We start from the raw sequence: 15,293 nt of genomic DNA, 5'->3' as shown, positions 1-15,293 counted from the left end.
ACAAACCTTTTCGGCTCCGGCTGGTTTTCCATAAGCACTACAAAACCCAACGACTATGGAAAATAATGCAAACCTCAGCGATGGCGCACAACAGGCCGACATCGTATCCAGCGAACATGCCGAAACCATGTTCAGTACGAGTCAGGCTGAAACGAATATGGTGAAATTAGTCGACGGTAAGCTGACGCCGATGGGCAATACCGACGATGACGTTTCCGACGATATGCCGCGCATCCGGCTCGGCTCCGACGAAGAACGCGCGCTGACCGGCGATACTGAGAAGAAGTACGAGAACTCTGAAGCGGCTCTGCGGGCGGGCAATGAGTTCGACCCCAGCGTGATGCCAAACGACCCTATTGCCGTTGCCGAAATAACGGGCAATCCTGATGCGGGTTCAACCGTAAATACGGGGCTGCCTTCGGAAGATACCGACCGGACCGAAGCTGATAAGAACGCGACCCCGACGCATACGTTCAGCAACGATATGATTCCACCAACGCCTGGTACGCCAAACCCGATGGAACCCGTGCCGGGCATTCCCGAAACACCCCCCTACAACCCAACGCCCGGTCCTGAAATTCCTGATTTGCCGGGGCAACCTTCGCCCGATAAGCCGGAAATCGAAGAACCCAGCCAGCCCGACCGGTCACACGAAATCAACGCGGGTTTTATTACCTACACCGCTGCTTTTCCGGCAAATAGTGAGGTAGAACCCGGCGTGGATTCGCCCGGCGAACCCACACCGGGTGAAGCTGTGCCAGGCAATCAGTATGAAGGAATGGGCACCGGTCCTGACGAAGGCATGACTGAAGCTCCCGACACGGGCGACTCGGCCCGACCCTACGACGTAAACGCCCGCGATGCCGACGAATACCAGCCCGGCGAACGTCCCGAAGAAGCCCGGCAGGCCGAAGCACTGCCCCGCGAACTGATGGACGAAAGCAGCATTACCGCGCAGGATATGGTGGCTGGCACCGACCGTTCCGACCAGAAATCGACCGACGGTCTCGACCGCAAATACAACGACCCCCAGGCCGCCCGCGACATGGCAAGTTAGGTGTTTTAAACGCAGAGGGCGCAGAGGGTTCCGCTGAGTAAACAGAGTTATTTTCTCTGCGTTCTCTGCGGAACCCTCCGCGCCCTCTGCGTTTAAAGAATTGCTAACTTTACCCCAAAACCAATAACCTTATATGAAAAAGATACTTATCTTTGAACTGTCTATGTACAGTCTGTTCGCATTGCTGGGCTTTACTGTGCCGTCAGAAAAACCCGGTGAATGGACGTCGCTGTTCGACGGAAAAACGATTAAAGGTTGGCACAGTTACCACAAAACCGGCGTTGTTGGCTGGTACGTTGAAGACGGGGCCATGACTCCCGATGGCACCGGGGGCGACCTCGTGACGGATAACGAGTACGAAAATTTTGAACTGGAATTTGAGTTCAAAATTCCGAAAGGTTCTAACAGTGGCGTCATTTACAAAGTGACCGATAGCCCCGACATCGCTACCACCTACATGTCTGGACCCGAATACCAGGTCATTGACGACCGTGGGTACGAATGGAAAGACAAGGACGGTAAACTCATAAAATTAGACGATAAGCAACTGACCGGCGCGGCCTACGACGTGGTGCCGCCCTCGAACAAAGACCTGACAAAACCCGCCGGTGAGTGGAACAAGGGCCGTATCGTGGTCAGCAATAACCACGTCGAGCATTACCTGAATGGTGAGAAAGTGGTAGAATACGATTACGGCTCACCCGATTGGAAAGAGCGGGTTGCCAAAAGCAAATTTGCCAAGTGGCCCTACGCCACGCCCCACGCTAAAGGAAAAATTGCACTGCAAAACCACAGCCCCAAAGAGCGCGTCTGGTATCGGAACGTGAAAATTAGAGAATTATAGTTTTTTTAAACGCAGAGGGCGCGGAGAGTTCCGCAGAGTAGACAGAGTTATTTTCTCTGCCTTCTCTGCGGAACTCTCCGCGCCCTCTGCGTTTAAAAAATCTCAGTAATCAACGCGTTTCCGGCCTTCTTTCACATCAGCTTTTCGCTTCTTTTCGGCGATGCGCTCCGCTACGGCGGCTTTGGATGGCTTCGTTTTCCGGCGTGGTTTTGGCACCTCAAACGCCTTTTCGATGAGCCGGTAAAACTTCTTCGTTACCTTCTCTTTATTGGCTAACTGCGTCCGTTCGGTTTGGTGCGTCAGCACTATTTCCCCCTCGGTAGTCAGCTTGTTGGCTAATTTTTCTTCCAGTATCGCCCGTTCAGCGTCGGTCAATAAAGCTGACGTGCGGACGCTGAACCGTAATTCGGCTTTTGTGGCTACTTTATTCACGTTCTGCCCGCCCGCGCCCCCGCTGCGGGCAAACTGATACTGAACGTCGGGTAATAGGCGCGTGGCATCCATGCGTAATCGAGTCAGGTAATCGGTTTTGTAGGAAAACCAATCCAACGGGCGAACATTCCCCCGCACCAGTGGTTCTTTGAAAACGAAGTTAACTCGTTTCAATCGTTATGATTAACAAAGATGAAAACCAGATTTCGCTGATCGACGAAACTGTCAATGCCTTCGATAGTGGCATCAGCACAATCGAACCGCAGGATGGCATGTCGATTATCGATAAATGGCTCGACCGGCTCGATGAAGCTGGGGACGACGCCACTGACGAAATCGCCGACACGCTTGAAGAACTTCGTGCCGAACTTGACCCAGACCAGAACGAAGGCCAGCCCAACGCCGAAGTTATCGCCGAAATTCTTGAAGACCTCATCACTCAAACGAAGGGCGTGATGCAATCAGCAGAAGCCAGTGCCGAACAAACGGAACTTTCGCAGGTAGTAGCAGCTCTCGAAAATCTTCATCGACAACTCGCACAATGAATCAGCAGACATCCAACCTCATCACCACGACCATCAACGCGTTTAATGGTGAGTCGGTCGCGGTTTCGCCATTAGATGGCATTTCGCTCATCGATAACTGGACGAGTGTTTTGCGCAATGATAATCAGGCGTCGAATCCAGTAATGAGCGGTCTGAACGAATTGAAAGCCGAACTGCAAAACGGCAATCCCGACGGAGGCCGTATCCAGCAGATTTTGCAAGAGCTTGTCGATCAGGCCCGTCAGGCGGCAGATTCGGCAGACACTGACGAGAAAACGCGACTAAATTCCCTGACCGACGCGCTCAACGGGTTCGCAAAACAGTTAGGCGGTTCGGCCAATATGGTCGATGCAAAGGAGCAACAGGCACCAATGACCAGCACCGTTGAGGGCAATTCGGCAACCGGAAGCACAAACGTTTCGACTGTTGAAGCGGCTACTAATGAAGACCTGTCGACCCGAAACGCATCGGCAATGGGTATGGATGACATGACCGGAGCCGAAGGCGCACAAAGGCAGGACGGAGGCTCGTATGGCTCAGGCTACGGCACCGGCTCTGAAGGCGACGACTACAGCACGAACTCTGGCACGCAACGCTCCGGCATATCGGGCGGCTCTGCCGAATCGGGCAGTGGCTCGTCGGGCGGTCGTTCGCAATATTGATAATTTTCTCAATCTGATCTGTTCTCCACAACGGAGGAGCTGAAACAAAATTTAACGTAAAAAATGGCAAATCAACATTCGAGCACAACGGGTTCCAGTGCTACTACATTACTCGACGCAACCGTAGCCGCTTTCGATCAGGGGCAGGCTGCGTCACCACAAGAGGGGATGTCGCTCATCACCGACTGGTTTTCGTCAATTAAAAGTAACCATACCGTGAGCGACCTGATGGAACCGCTTACCGAGCTTCGTGATGAGTTACAGGCTGGCGCACCCAACAATGCCCGGCTCGCCCAATTGCTTACCTATCTGGCCGACCGTACCGAAGGTTATGCGCCAAAAGCCGAGGGCGATATGCAGTCGCGACTGCAAACATTGGCTACCGCGCTGCGCAACTTTGCCGGGCAATTGTCAACTACGGTTTAAACTAATACGCTGTTAAATCAGGGGTGGCATATGGCTGACGCAAGTGAGACGCAAAGGGTTGCGTCTCTACACCGGATATTCATACGTAGAGACGCAACCCTTTGCGTCTCACCTGCGTCAGCCATACGTCAATGCGACGTCAAATTGGTATAGATCTTAGACGGGCAGATTCTACACGCCTAAGATCTCAAGCTGAAAACTCATAAGAAATGGCTTCACACGCATTAGATCAACGGCTTTTTGAACAGACTGCCAACGGCTTAAACGACATTGCTACTACATCGCCAGCCGATGGTGTTCAGTTGATAAACGGTTGGCTTAAGGTAATCGATGGCAACGCCAGTGCCGGTATTGTGGAGGGGCGATTGACCGAATTGCGCGGCCAGTTGCAACTTGCCCAGCCCGACCCCGACCGCATTCGTGAACTACTCATGGACATTGCCGACCATACCTCGCAGGTAGCACAGGGGCGCAATATTCAGGAACAAACCGCCAGCAAACTGGAGAATGTGGCCACGTCGCTGCGACTGTTTGCTGAGCAACTTTAAACCTTACAACTCAATGATTATGGGATCGAACATACTGGAAGAGCGGATGCTCGAAGACACGCTTAGCACCTTCCGCGATGGTAATCAGGGGGGCGTGTCGCCCGCGCAGGGGGTAATGCTGATCGATGGCTGGCTACAGGCGTTGCAGGGCGACGCCAACATGAGTCAGTTGGAAAATGAACTCAATGAATTGCGTACCGAGTTGCAGGCCGCCCAGCCCAACAGCCAGCGGATTCGGCTGCTGATGGAGAGTTTAGCCGACCGAACGCAGCAAATTGCGGAAGGGCCAAACAGCGAAGGCACCTGGACCGGTGGCCTCGAAAGCCTGTCGAAGATTCTACGAAACTTTGGCAGCAAGTTATAAAAGTATCTTCTCACACATTCCTCATAACCAATGCTCAATCACGAAGAATCGACCGAATTGCTCGACGCCACAATGGGTGTTCTGGAAGCCGATATTACGAACGAAACGCCCCAAAGTGGTACAGGCGTTATTGACCAGTGGATTCAGCAACTTAGTCAGGCCGATAATACCAAAGACCTGACCGACACGCTCGAACGGCTGAAAACGCACCTGAAAAGCGAGCAGACCAATAGCAGTGAACTCAGCCAGTTACTTGAAACGCTCTCTACCCAAACGGCTGAATTCAGCACCCGAATGGGGTCGGAGGGCGATATTGCTCCCCGGCTCGAAGGGCTGTCATCGGCATTGCGGTCAATGGCCGGTCAGATTTCAAATAAGTAACAGTCTGTGTGCTATCGTTCATTCCAGTAGATTAGCACATTAAGCGTAGCCCGACCCGACGCGATAAGGTCTAATTTGCCATCGCCGTCGAGGTCGGCAGCTTGCAGGTCTTCGCAGGCCATTCGAACGCTGTCGTTGATGACGTAGCCCGGCACATTGTCGATTTCCTGCGGCACATACAGCCGAAGACCTACGCGGCCTTCCTTGTTAGGATTACGCCAGCCAACCACGATCTGATCGCGGCCTGTACCCAAAAAGTCGCCACAAACCAGTGCGTGCCCCTGATTCATCTGATCGGTAAGTACGCTTACTTCTTTATCGGAACGGGCCGCATCGGGCCGTTTGGCGGCATAGTTGCCTGTTTCTGTTTGCAGAATATTGCCGTGCATGGGCTGAATGCTGGCAATGCCCGCGCCCCGGTCGTACCGGCGAATTTCGCCGAAGCCTTCATTGTCGCCCGTGAGGTATTTCAGGGTTTTGCTAACCGATTCGTTATCGGCGGTTTGCCAGTTTCCGGCTTGCCATTCCTTCATCACAACGCCCTCTTTACCGCCAATAATCAAGCCTGTAGCCGAACCGTCTTCCCAAATCTCGAAATTATGGGTCATGTGTAGCGTTGAGTCCACTAAATGCCGTTTCCAGGGGCCACGCGTATTTTTCGGCCATTCGTATCCCCACGTCCGAACGCCCCGGCCCACTCCGTTCCGATTGCCCCGCCCGTGTAGCGGCACCACAATGAGCTGATACATGGTGCCGGTCTTGGCCCAGCGCATCCGATGCGTCGTAACCTCGTGTGGCAACCGAATGGCTTCCCAGCGTTGGGTTGGATCGGCGGGCCGGGCCAGATAAAAAACCGCACCCGATTTGGTACTGTCGTCGGTTTGGGAGGGGTCCCAACCTGCGCCCACGGCCACCTCCACGCGCCCGTCGCCATCGAGATCGCGGGCAGCAATGCAGACGTTATCCTGCGGGGTCAGGTTTTCGGCCATCACGAAACGCGGCCACGGAGCACCGCGCCGACCGGGATTTTTGTACCAGACGAATGTCTTCTGGTCGGCCAGCAGAATATCGGGTTTCTGGTCGCCATCAACGTCGCCAATCGCCAGTCCGTAGCCAATATTAATCTGGTTATCAACCACCTGAATCGAGAATTTAGGCTCCGGTGTCTGGGCAACGGCCACAACGGGTAACAGAAAAAGAAGCAGAGTTCTCATAGGGATATCAGATGCTAATGCCTTCGCCTAATTGCATAACCCGGTAGGGCGTATCGTGCTGCTGACAGGCTTGCACGAACTCGGCGGGGTCGGCGGTGTTGAAGGCAAATAAATCGTAATGATGCGGAATGACAAGTTTCGCGCCGATGTCGCGACCCAGCCGGGCCGCTTCGTCGGGGTTAAGATTGCCCGCTACGCGCCGTTCGGGTTTATTGCCGTTGATAGGCAGAAACGCCACGTCGACGTTGAACGGGCGAAGTAGATCGACCATGCCATCGTACCAGAGCGTATCGCCGGAGTGATAAACCCGGTAGGGGCCAAGTTCGGCCACGAAGCCCATACACTTGCAGCGTCCCCGCTCGTCGCGTTCGAGTTCATTGTGAGCCGCCGGAACGCCATGCAGCACGAACGGCCCAAGCGTTACGCTGCGTTCATCGTTCAGACCTACGGGCCAGGCTACGTCGGTGCCAAGCCGGTCGGCCACAAAAGCGCGGTTGGCTTCGGGAATCACAAATTGCAGACCGGGATTAGCCGCCAGCAGGGGCAGCAGTGTTTCGGCGTCTAAATGGTCGGTATGGTTGTGGCTCGACGTTACTACGTCGACCATCGTAAGGCGGGCCGGATCAATAACCTGCTCAGCAATACGGGTATGCGGCTTGTCGGTCTGGGCGTATTTATGCGTGAGCGAATCGGACAGATACGGGTCGAACAGCAGGTGATGGCCGTTGTACTGTAGCAGAAAACCACTCTGACCAAGCCACCAGATATGTAGACCATTAGTGTTGGTTCCGGCGCGTTCAACGTCGGCCAGAAGGGCATCGTCTTTTTGAAAAGCGGCTTTGAGCATGGCAAAAACAGGAAGACCGTTAAAGCCACAAGTTAGCCTAACTTTTATCCACAAAAAAGCCGGGCTGTTGGCCCGGCTGATAAGCGTTTACTTTTTTCTTGTGCTGTCTCGTTTCGTGGTGCTGCCCGGCGTTCGCTGCGGGGTGCGCGAGGTATCGGAGCGGGGTGTTTGCCGATCTACGCCAGTGCCGCGCCGGGTGGTATCCTGTTGTACCTGCGCCATTGTTGCTGTGCCACCCATACATACGAGCGCAACAGCCATCATCCACACTACCTTTTTCATAAGTAAGAATAGTTAGATAAACAAGTTGGTTTTCACGAAGGCAACGCCCTGTAACTACCCTTTAGTATATATATTTTATAGAATGAAAGTTTTTGTTAGGTAAAGGCAACCACCGATAGGTTGTGAATCAACTTTTCAGCCTGCGTTTCGTTACTATGATAAACGGAAACGAATTGATTCATGCAGGATATTGAACCGTTTTACGGCTGGGAAAAATACTACAACGCTGCCGATGACGACCGCTCGCCCTTCCATCAGCGCGAGTACAACATGCAGCAGTATGAAAATGATATTTACGGCTATTATATTCACCCACTCTGGGACGAAATCGGCTCCGAAACGCTCTATTGCAAGATTCTGTTCGCTAACTACGACCGGCGATTTGTGGTGATCGAGCTATTCGGCGAATGGAACGACACGCTCCATAACGACATTATGTACCTGAAACGGCAGGTTGTTGATCCGCTTGTGCAGGAAGGTATCAAGTATTTCGTACTCGTTACCGAGAACGTTCTCAACTTTCACGGCTCCGACGACAGCTACTACGAAGAGTGGTTCGACGACGTGGAAGATGGCTGGATTGCTGCCATCCACTCGCCCGAATTTGTTGAACGGGAATGGAAAAAATACCACCTCGATTATTACATCAACTTCGGCGGTACGCTCGACATTGCCAACTGGCGCACCCTCAAGCCACTGAGTTTATTTGAATTAGTCAACAGCCTGATTGTGCGCCGATTGGGTTAATCGGCTACATTTACCAGTAAATTCCCACGGTTCACAATGGAAAACAACACAAAACAATCTGCTACCGAGCAGTTGCAGACAGCCAAAGCCGCTGCTGCCGAAAAATTAGATACGTTCAAGGCTGAAGCCGGTCAGCACATCGACGCGGCTGCGGCCCAACTCGATCAACTGAAAGATCAACTGATTGCCAAAGCGCAGGAAGTAGGCAAAGACATTGACATCGATGCCCTGAAAGCCCAGGCTACCGAGCAGTTTGAAGCGGCTAAAGCGTCTACCGCCCAAACATTGGCTGGGTTGCAGGCACAGGCTGAAACGGTCTTCGCTGCTGCCGCTGTCAAAGTCGATGAACTCGCCGACGTAGCCGAAGACAAAATTGACGACCTGAAGGCTGAAGCTGCCGTGCAACTCGAAGCCGCACAGGTTAAAATGGAAGAACTGAAGGCCGAAGCGGCTGTTCAGCTCGAAGCGGCCAAAGAAAAAGCGCAGGGTATCTGGAACAAGCTTTTCGGCGAGTAACGGGCTATATCGGCGCATAAGAATTTGCGTTCTATCTGAGAAATAGACTTTTCAGTGCCAACGGCCCGGTTATCAGCGGATAATCGGGCCGGTTTGCTGTAAAACCCTTACTTTTGCGGCTCCTACCAGCTATACTGTGGACTCAATTCGTGTTTTTGCCCCCGCTACTGTGGCTAATGTGGCCTGCGGATTCGATATATTTGGCTTTGCCGTAACCAGCCCCGGCGATATAATTACCCTCACCCGTCGCGACGAGCCGGGCGTTGTCATCACCGATATTATTGGCGACGGAGGCCGATTGCCCCGCGAAGCCGACCGTAACACCGCCGGTATTGCCATACAAACCTACCTGCGCCATATCAAGCGCACCGACGTTGGCGTTGAGGCTGTGTTGCAGAAACAGATGCCCCTCGGCAGTGGATTAGGCTCCAGTGCGGCCAGTGCGGTAGCAGGGGTATATGCCATCAATGAATTGCTGGGTCGACCGCTCACGACGCGCCAACTGATTCCGTTTGCGATGGAAGGCGAACGCATTGCCTGCGGTTCGGCTCATGCCGACAATGTAGGGCCGTCGCTGTTGGGGGGGTTTGTGGTTATTCGGAGTTATAGCCCGCTCGACGTTATCAGAATCAACACGCCCGCTACGCTGTTCTGTACGCTCGTTCATCCTGATATTGAGGTGAATACGAAAGATGCCCGGTTCATTCTGAAAAATGAGGTATCGCTGAAAAATACGATTACGCAGATGGGTAACGTAGCCGGGCTGATTGCGGGCCTAATGTCGCCCGATTACGACCTGATTAGCCGTTCGCTGGTTGACGTAATTATTGAGCCGGTGCGGTCGATTCTGATTCCCGAATTCAACGAAGTAAAACAGGCCGCAGTAGATAACGGTGCATTGGGTTGCAGCATTTCGGGGTCGGGTCCGTCGATGTTCGCGCTCAGCCGCGATGCCGAAACCGCCGAGCGCGTCGGCGCGGCCATGCAGCAGGCATTTTTATCGGTTGGCATCACCAGCGAAGCCTACGTATCGGAGATCAACCGGGAAGGCCCGAAGGTTATTTTAAAGTGATGAGTGATGAACGATGAGTGATGAGTTTGCTGACGCAAGAAAATGTACCGGCGTCAGCAAACTCATCACTCATCGTTCATCACTCATCACTCATCACTATCTACATCTCCTCCCACCACGTTCCCCAGCCTTCTACCTGTGTGGGCAGCGGTACGCCGGGCCGACGGGGCTGTCCGGTAGCAACGAATCGGAGCGGGGCGGTTTCCTGCGTTTGGGCTATCGTCAGGCGAATGGCGCGTAAAAATACCCGGCCTGATGCTGTGTCGATCACATCAACATATGCCTGTACCACATCGCCCACGGCAAACACGCGCCCGTTGAGCGTTAGCGGCTGCACGACCTGAAACAGACATAGCTGCCCTTCGGTGAGTGGGCCGTTGCTCAGGCAGCGCGTAAACAGCCGATTGTCGGGTAAGGCTACGCTGGCGTTGGACGTACTGCCTCCTGCCGATGCGGGAGCCTGCGCTACCGGTGCAGTTTCGACCGAATCGGTCAGCAAAACCGGCTCCGTTTCTTCGGCTTCATCTTCCGTCAATAAAACAACCGCTGTGGTTGAATCGGCCACAAATGCCGGATGCCCGACATCAACGGCGTTGGTTTCGTTTACGTCGAACGAGGCCAGAATAGCGGCTCGCTCGGCCACCGGTACGGCGTTATCGTCATCGCTCAAACTAATTACCTGTCGTTTGTTGAGTAGGTTGTGGTATGCCTGTGGCCGGGTAATGAGTTCTTTGATGGCAACGGCCTGATACAGATACGCTTTGGTCTCTGCCGCCCGATAGGGTAGGGCCATAGGGTGCCGGTTGGGATGTCGGCGCACCAACTGCGAAATATAGCCCGGCCCCGCGTTATAAGCCGACGCCACCAGCATCCACGAACCCAACTGCTCATACAACGACCGAATATAACGGCAGGCGGCCTGTGTGGCCTTGTGCAGATTGAACCGCTCATCATGCCCCCGCGACACGCTCAGACCCAGCGATTGAGCCGTATGCGGCATCAATTGCCAGAAACCAGCCGCACCCCGGCGCGATACGGCGTTGTTGGTAACAGCACTTTCGAGCAGGGGCAAAAACTTAAAATCTGCCGGAATATGGTATTGTTTCAGGATTGGTTCAATGAGCGGGAAGACGACCGCTGCCCGCCGTTTCAACACAGCCAGACTGCTGGCAGCGGTTGCCTGCCGGTTGAGGGTGCGCGTCCAGCGTTCGGTAATGGCGGGTTGGTCGGTTGGCAGGCTTTCACCACAAAAATGAACCGGGGCCGGGGTGTTCAGGGCCAGCAGTTCGGGCGTTGGCTGGGCCGGGGCTACGGTCTGCCCTACAAACAAACAGCTTACACCAGCAAGGAATACAATTCGTTGTCTCATGCAGAGAGTGGGTTACGATGGGTATGCGCACTGACCGAAAACGGCCTGACCAGATAATGTTGGTCGGTATTCAGCGCGGCCCGCTCGTCTCTCTGTTTCTTCTCCACTGCCTACGTCAGTGGCCGCATTCCAGCTTGAAAATGAGGTTGGTGTCGATAGTTGACAAAGGTATGCTGACCCGTAAAATAGTCGGGTCGATTTGAGTAGACCGTAAAAGTACAACGTTGGCGCGGAAAAACAAAAACTCCTGCTCTGAAAAGAAGCAGGAGTTTTTGTTGAGTGTATAATCTTACCGTCGGCGAACGCCCCGAATCTGCTGTACGGTAAACGGAATGCAGTTACCCGTTGGGCAAACGCACGCAGTTGGTACTAAACGCACGGTCTGGCTGGCAGTACACCCGGCCTGGTTAGACACCTGTACCGTATAATCCTGAGCCAGCGTTGGATTTGCCAGATTGTCTACAATCAATCCATTCTCTGGAATGCCCTGCGCTCCGCCCGATAGCGACGCGTTGGCGTTGAATGAGCTGCCAAGCGAGTACTGGTACGTGCTGCCCGGCTGGAACTGGCTAAGCTGAATCCGACCGTTGGCCTGGGCCACATTGCCCGTACAGGAAACCGGCGTTATCCGTGCCAGAAAACTCGGACTGGCATCGATACGCACCGACTGCACGAGTGTGAAACTACACTGAGCCGGGTTCTGCGGAACCACTTCCGTTTTTATCGCTACCAGCTCACCGGCAGTAAACTGACTCGGATTGAACTCGGTGATGGTAACGGGCTGACCGGTAGTTTTGTCGACGTAAAAGAAACGCGTGGTAGCGGCCACCCCGACAGTCGCTGTCAGCGCAACCGGCGTGGCTGATTGACAGACAGATGCACTCAGCATCGTAGTAGTAACAGATGGATAAAGCTGGCACTGGTTGGCAATCGTGAGGTTATCTACCCCGTTCGTTACCGTCAGCGAGTAGCCCACACCGTCGTCGTGCGTGAATGTTAGCTGGTACTTGCCCGAACCGCCCGGTGTTTCGGTCAGCGTTGTACCAACCGGAACCGACGTTCGGGTGAGCGTATCGGGCCTGAGCATACCCGTCTGCGCTACAATGCGCCACGATTGACCCGGCTGGGCTGTTACTTCAACGACTTCATACAACCGCTTGGGCGCATCTGGCGCGTACTCAACGTTGAAACAGCGGCAGGGGTCTTTAATTGCCAGCGTTGGGCGGGCAATCGTACACGAAGCCGGGGCCGCATAGGTAGCCGACAGCGGTCCGCAACCCGACACCGACGAGGTAACTGTAATGGTATGACTGCCCGACCCCGACAGCAGACCCGTCAGGCTGTAGGCAACAGTCGATTGCCCTGACGTGACCGATACCGTGGCGGTGGCCGTACCGTCGCTAACAGTTAAACTACGGGCGGGCGTGTTGGTCAGGCTGATGGTGCCCGTTACGGCATACTGATTGGTGGCCGTATTGCATTCACCCCGCGAGACGCTCAGACTTTGCGCACACAGGCAGGCCGGAACCTCCACCGTTACGCTGCTGCTACAACTTTCGGGGCTGCTAAAGACGAACGTGTATGTTCCGGGCGAGGTCAGGCCCGATACGGTTGTGTTGAGAGCCGTGCCGCTACTGAAACTGGCCGACGCCGGATTGCCGACCACCGCCCGCCACTCGCCCCGCTCAACACCCGTGGCCGCGAGTGTGGTGCTGGTGGGTGCTGGACCTTCACAGACCAATACCTGATTGGTTCCTGCATTGGGTACCGGATTGACCCGCAGGATTGTCTCGCCCGACCATACGCAGCCGGAAGCCGTAGTGCCGCTCAGATAGAACGTGGTGGTAGTTGAGAGCGAAACCACCGTATTAGTCAGAGCGTTGGTGTTGGCTTGTGCGTTGCCGCTGGTCGAAAAAACCTTTGTTGTACCCGAACCGCCCGTCACAGAAAACGAGGTCAAAATATCGACAGGCTGATTTGCACAAGCCGCTATGGGAAGTTGTACCAAGCTGGGTTGGGGCTGAACGGTCAGGCTTGCGTAAGCCACGGTTGTGCAGGACGTTACGGAATTGCTTTGCAGAACAACGGCGTAGTAATACGTGCCCGCGCTCAACTCGCCAACAGGCTGGTAGGCAGCATTCGTTGCCGAGACAATGGGCGTGGTTAACGCCGTGGCCGTGCTGCTCAATGGTCCGTACCAGGTGTAGGCCGTTACGGTTCCACTCACCACACTGACTGAGAGAGGTGCGGGTGCTGTGCCGCCCGCGCAAACGGTCTGCGAAGCATTGGCGAGGGCAATTACGGGCACGGGGCAGGTTGAACAGCTAACGGGCGCGGTATACGTTATACTGGACGACTTGCCAGCATATGAAACCGATACCGTGTGCGATCCGGTGCCGCTGACTAAGCCCGTAAGCGTAAACGGCACGGAAGTAGTTCCGGCACTGACCGACACTGTAGCCGTACTGCTGCCATCCGAGAAAACAGCCGTACCGGCAATGGCATTGGTCAGGCTAAGCTCCCCACTGACCGTATAGCTATTGGTAGGCGTATCACAAGCACCCGGTCTGACGTTGGTTAGAGCCAGGCTGAGGGTACAGGAGGCCGGGGCTGCGTAGGTCGTGCTGGTTAGCGAGCAGTTCGTCAACAGGGCCGTTACAGTATGGCTGGTTCCGCTGGCGATGAGGCCCGTAAACACCGCCGTGTACTGGCGGGTGCCGGTAGCGGTGGCAATGGTTGTGCTTTGAGGACCATCGGCAATGGTAAGCGTACCGGCAATCGGCTGAGCGAGAGCCACAACAACCGTCGATGAATAGGTGTTGGTAATCGGGTCGCAGGCACTGGCAATGGGCGTAGCCGTGAGCGAGCAACAACCCGCTGCCGACAGGCTCACGGTTTGGTCGGTATAGCAGCCGGCCTCGTTGTACACGCGAACAGTATAAGCCTGACTGCCCGTTGGATCGGGTAATTGAGTGGCAATAACGCCGTTTTCAGGTATCTTCCTGGCAGAACCTGATAACGAAGCATCTGCGTTGAACGACGTTCCGAGAGAATACTGGTAGGTATGAGCGCGGTCGAAATCGCTTACGATAAGTTGTCCGTTTGGCTGGGGCTGAGCGCAGTTTACGGCCACCGTTTGGGCTTTAAATGCAGGAGGAGCCACCTCTTCAACAATAAATGGGCAGCAGGTATAATCCGGGCATTTCTCATCAAGATTATTAACAACTAAACTATAACTACCGGTTCTGGAGATGTCTAACTGGCTGGTAGTCTGCTCGGTAAGTTCAACGCCATCCCGATACCACTGATACCGGCTTTTGTTGGGCGGACCACTCAGGCGAAACACATACTCGTCGCCCGTGCACACCCGTAGCGGGATCGAGGTGCAGACTTTGGCCGTATCTCCGGCAACAGTAGCTGTATTGTACAAAACCCCCGAACTGTCGGCAATAGCCTGAATCGTCATAGTCAGACTTCGTCCAGCCGTCAACTCGGTTATTGTCCAGGTGCTGATTGGCGAACCAATCACAAAACGGCTTCCAACAGGTGCACTAACAGAGTTAGGCCGATACGTTAGCCCCGTTGAAACGGAGTCGCGAACAATGACATTGCTGGCGGTGGCCGTTCCTGAATTGGTAACGACCAATGTATATGTTAGCAGGTCGCCTTGTTTGGCTTTACTTTTATCAACCTGCTTAACAACGCGCACTGAAGCACGTCCCGAACTCTGCGCCCATAGTGTAGCATCGACGTTTGACAGGATGATGACGAGACAAAGAGCCAGACGGATAAAGTTTTTCCAGGAGGTTAGGTAGTCAGCGGTGTTCATCAACCAACTGACCCGTTGCTTGAACCCAGCAGCCTGTAAAATACTGGCTAATTGCTGCGTTAGGGGTAATCTATTTGTTACTGAATCTTCTAAAAAAGAATTATTTTCCATAAAAAAGATTGAGTTTTTGTGAAAGAGGGTGACTAAACGCTATTTGA

At 54.2% G+C, this 15,293-nt stretch carries 17 protein-coding genes; 11 read left to right on the top strand and 6 right to left on the bottom strand.

The features are described 5' to 3' along the window. The first annotated feature begins 55 nt into the window (after window positions 1–55). Both AWR27_RS18225 and AWR27_RS18220 read left to right on the top strand, forming a co-directional pair. The gene (locus tag AWR27_RS18225; protein ID WP_077132514.1) at window positions 56–1,057 is read left to right on the top strand and encodes a hypothetical protein; all 1,002 of its coding nucleotides are present in this window, start codon (window positions 56–58) and stop codon (window positions 1,055–1,057) included. A 133-nt stretch (window positions 1,058–1,190) separates the two neighbouring features. Next, complete coding sequence (locus AWR27_RS18220; RefSeq protein WP_077132513.1) at window positions 1,191–1,901, top strand: 3-keto-disaccharide hydrolase; 711 nt, start codon at window positions 1,191–1,193, stop codon at window positions 1,899–1,901. 102 nt (window positions 1,902–2,003) lie between these two features. Here AWR27_RS18220 and arfB read toward each other — a convergent pair whose 3' ends face one another. Next, window positions 2,004–2,405 (bottom strand): alternative ribosome rescue aminoacyl-tRNA hydrolase ArfB, encoded by a 402-nt coding sequence (arfB, locus tag AWR27_RS18215; RefSeq protein ID WP_077132512.1) that lies wholly within the window; start codon window positions 2,403–2,405, stop codon window positions 2,004–2,006. 107 nt (window positions 2,406–2,512) lie between these two features. Here arfB and AWR27_RS18210 point away from each other — a divergent pair, with 107 nt between their 5' ends. From AWR27_RS18210 to AWR27_RS18185, 6 genes are all read left to right on the top strand, one after another. Further along, window positions 2,513–2,878, top strand: a complete 366-nt coding sequence (locus tag AWR27_RS18210) for a hypothetical protein (RefSeq protein WP_077132511.1) — start codon at window positions 2,513–2,515, stop codon at window positions 2,876–2,878. After that, window positions 2,875–3,540, top strand: a complete 666-nt coding sequence (locus tag AWR27_RS18205; RefSeq protein WP_077132510.1) for a hypothetical protein — start codon at window positions 2,875–2,877, stop codon at window positions 3,538–3,540. Before AWR27_RS18210 ends, AWR27_RS18205 begins: the two co-directional genes overlap by 4 nt. A gap of 63 nt (window positions 3,541–3,603) precedes the next feature. After that, complete coding sequence (locus tag AWR27_RS18200; protein WP_077132509.1) at window positions 3,604–3,966, top strand: hypothetical protein; 363 nt, start codon at window positions 3,604–3,606, stop codon at window positions 3,964–3,966. A gap of 209 nt (window positions 3,967–4,175) precedes the next feature. Beyond that, window positions 4,176–4,514 carry a hypothetical protein gene (locus tag AWR27_RS18195; protein WP_077132508.1) on the top strand — a complete coding sequence of 113 codons (339 nt, stop codon included), beginning with the start codon at window positions 4,176–4,178 and terminating at the stop codon, window positions 4,512–4,514. Window positions 4,515–4,533: 19 nt separating this feature from the next. Beyond that, window positions 4,534–4,878 carry a hypothetical protein gene (locus tag AWR27_RS18190; protein ID WP_232325867.1) on the top strand — a complete coding sequence of 115 codons (345 nt, stop codon included), beginning with the start codon at window positions 4,534–4,536 and terminating at the stop codon, window positions 4,876–4,878. Window positions 4,879–4,908: 30 nt separating this feature from the next. Then, window positions 4,909–5,259: a hypothetical protein gene (locus AWR27_RS18185; RefSeq protein WP_077132507.1), complete on the top strand. Its 351-nt coding sequence runs from the start codon at window positions 4,909–4,911 to the stop codon at window positions 5,257–5,259. Window positions 5,260–5,270: 11 nt separating this feature from the next. Here AWR27_RS18185 and AWR27_RS18180 read toward each other — a convergent pair whose 3' ends face one another. The 3 genes from AWR27_RS18180 to AWR27_RS18170 form a co-directional block, all read right to left on the bottom strand. After that, window positions 5,271–6,473: an FG-GAP repeat domain-containing protein gene (locus tag AWR27_RS18180; RefSeq protein ID WP_077132506.1), complete on the bottom strand. Its 1,203-nt coding sequence runs from the start codon at window positions 6,471–6,473 to the stop codon at window positions 5,271–5,273. Between the two features lie 7 nt (window positions 6,474–6,480). Next, window positions 6,481–7,320, bottom strand: coding sequence for an MBL fold metallo-hydrolase (locus AWR27_RS18175; protein WP_077132505.1), 840 nt, complete (start codon window positions 7,318–7,320; stop codon window positions 6,481–6,483). An 87-nt stretch (window positions 7,321–7,407) separates the two neighbouring features. Then, a complete protein-coding gene (locus tag AWR27_RS18170; RefSeq protein WP_077132504.1) occupies window positions 7,408–7,602 on the bottom strand; it encodes a hypothetical protein in 195 nt (64 codons plus the stop codon). A gap of 180 nt (window positions 7,603–7,782) precedes the next feature. Between AWR27_RS18170 and AWR27_RS18165 the strand changes: the two genes are divergently transcribed. The 3 genes from AWR27_RS18165 to AWR27_RS18155 all read left to right on the top strand — a co-directional run bounded on the left by AWR27_RS18165 (window position 7,783) and on the right by AWR27_RS18155 (window position 9,937). Then, window positions 7,783–8,349, top strand: coding sequence for a hypothetical protein (locus AWR27_RS18165; RefSeq protein ID WP_077132503.1), 567 nt, complete (start codon window positions 7,783–7,785; stop codon window positions 8,347–8,349). A gap of 36 nt (window positions 8,350–8,385) precedes the next feature. Continuing rightward, complete coding sequence (locus AWR27_RS18160) at window positions 8,386–8,865, top strand: hypothetical protein (RefSeq protein WP_077132502.1); 480 nt, start codon at window positions 8,386–8,388, stop codon at window positions 8,863–8,865. Between the two features lie 136 nt (window positions 8,866–9,001). Next, window positions 9,002–9,937: a homoserine kinase gene (locus tag AWR27_RS18155; RefSeq protein ID WP_077132501.1), complete on the top strand. Its 936-nt coding sequence runs from the start codon at window positions 9,002–9,004 to the stop codon at window positions 9,935–9,937. Window positions 9,938–10,037: 100 nt separating this feature from the next. Here AWR27_RS18155 and AWR27_RS18150 read toward each other — a convergent pair whose 3' ends face one another. Beyond that, complete coding sequence (locus AWR27_RS18150) at window positions 10,038–11,306, bottom strand: lytic transglycosylase domain-containing protein (protein WP_077132500.1); 1,269 nt, start codon at window positions 11,304–11,306, stop codon at window positions 10,038–10,040. Window positions 11,307–11,595: 289 nt separating this feature from the next. Further along, a complete protein-coding gene (locus tag AWR27_RS18145; RefSeq protein ID WP_077132499.1) occupies window positions 11,596–15,246 on the bottom strand; it encodes a DUF7507 domain-containing protein in 3,651 nt (1,216 codons plus the stop codon). Window positions 15,247–15,293 lie beyond the last annotated feature (47 nt).

Source organism: Spirosoma montaniterrae, from assembly GCF_001988955.1.
Classification (GTDB): domain Bacteria; phylum Bacteroidota; class Bacteroidia; order Cytophagales; family Spirosomataceae; genus Spirosoma; species Spirosoma montaniterrae.
The sequence above is the reverse complement of the archived record's forward strand: the minus strand, read 5'-3'. Positions and strand labels throughout refer to the sequence as shown.

Excerpts from the sequence above, each read along its gene's own strand:
- AWR27_RS18225 (WP_077132514.1), top strand. The coding sequence starts at position 56 with ATGGAAAATAATGCAAACCTCAGCGATGGCGCACAACAGGCCGACATC.
- AWR27_RS18220 (WP_077132513.1), top strand. The coding sequence starts at position 1,191 with ATGAAAAAGATACTTATCTTTGAACTGTCTATGTACAGTCTGTTCGCA.
- arfB (WP_077132512.1), bottom strand. The coding sequence starts at position 2,405 with ATGGATGCCACGCGCCTATTACCCGACGTTCAGTATCAGTTTGCCCGC.
- AWR27_RS18210 (WP_077132511.1), top strand. The coding sequence starts at position 2,513 with ATGATTAACAAAGATGAAAACCAGATTTCGCTGATCGACGAAACTGTC.
- AWR27_RS18205 (WP_077132510.1), top strand. The coding sequence starts at position 2,875 with ATGAATCAGCAGACATCCAACCTCATCACCACGACCATCAACGCGTTT.
- AWR27_RS18200 (WP_077132509.1), top strand. The coding sequence starts at position 3,604 with ATGGCAAATCAACATTCGAGCACAACGGGTTCCAGTGCTACTACATTA.
- AWR27_RS18195 (WP_077132508.1), top strand. The coding sequence starts at position 4,176 with ATGGCTTCACACGCATTAGATCAACGGCTTTTTGAACAGACTGCCAAC.
- AWR27_RS18190 (WP_232325867.1), top strand. The coding sequence starts at position 4,534 with ATGGGATCGAACATACTGGAAGAGCGGATGCTCGAAGACACGCTTAGC.
- AWR27_RS18185 (WP_077132507.1), top strand. The coding sequence starts at position 4,909 with ATGCTCAATCACGAAGAATCGACCGAATTGCTCGACGCCACAATGGGT.
- AWR27_RS18180 (WP_077132506.1), bottom strand. The coding sequence starts at position 6,473 with ATGAGAACTCTGCTTCTTTTTCTGTTACCCGTTGTGGCCGTTGCCCAG.
- AWR27_RS18175 (WP_077132505.1), bottom strand. The coding sequence starts at position 7,320 with ATGCTCAAAGCCGCTTTTCAAAAAGACGATGCCCTTCTGGCCGACGTT.
- AWR27_RS18170 (WP_077132504.1), bottom strand. The coding sequence starts at position 7,602 with ATGAAAAAGGTAGTGTGGATGATGGCTGTTGCGCTCGTATGTATGGGT.
- AWR27_RS18165 (WP_077132503.1), top strand. The coding sequence starts at position 7,783 with ATGCAGGATATTGAACCGTTTTACGGCTGGGAAAAATACTACAACGCT.
- AWR27_RS18160 (WP_077132502.1), top strand. The coding sequence starts at position 8,386 with ATGGAAAACAACACAAAACAATCTGCTACCGAGCAGTTGCAGACAGCC.
- AWR27_RS18150 (WP_077132500.1), bottom strand. The coding sequence starts at position 11,306 with ATGAGACAACGAATTGTATTCCTTGCTGGTGTAAGCTGTTTGTTTGTA.
- AWR27_RS18145 (WP_077132499.1), bottom strand. The coding sequence starts at position 15,246 with ATGGAAAATAATTCTTTTTTAGAAGATTCAGTAACAAATAGATTACCC.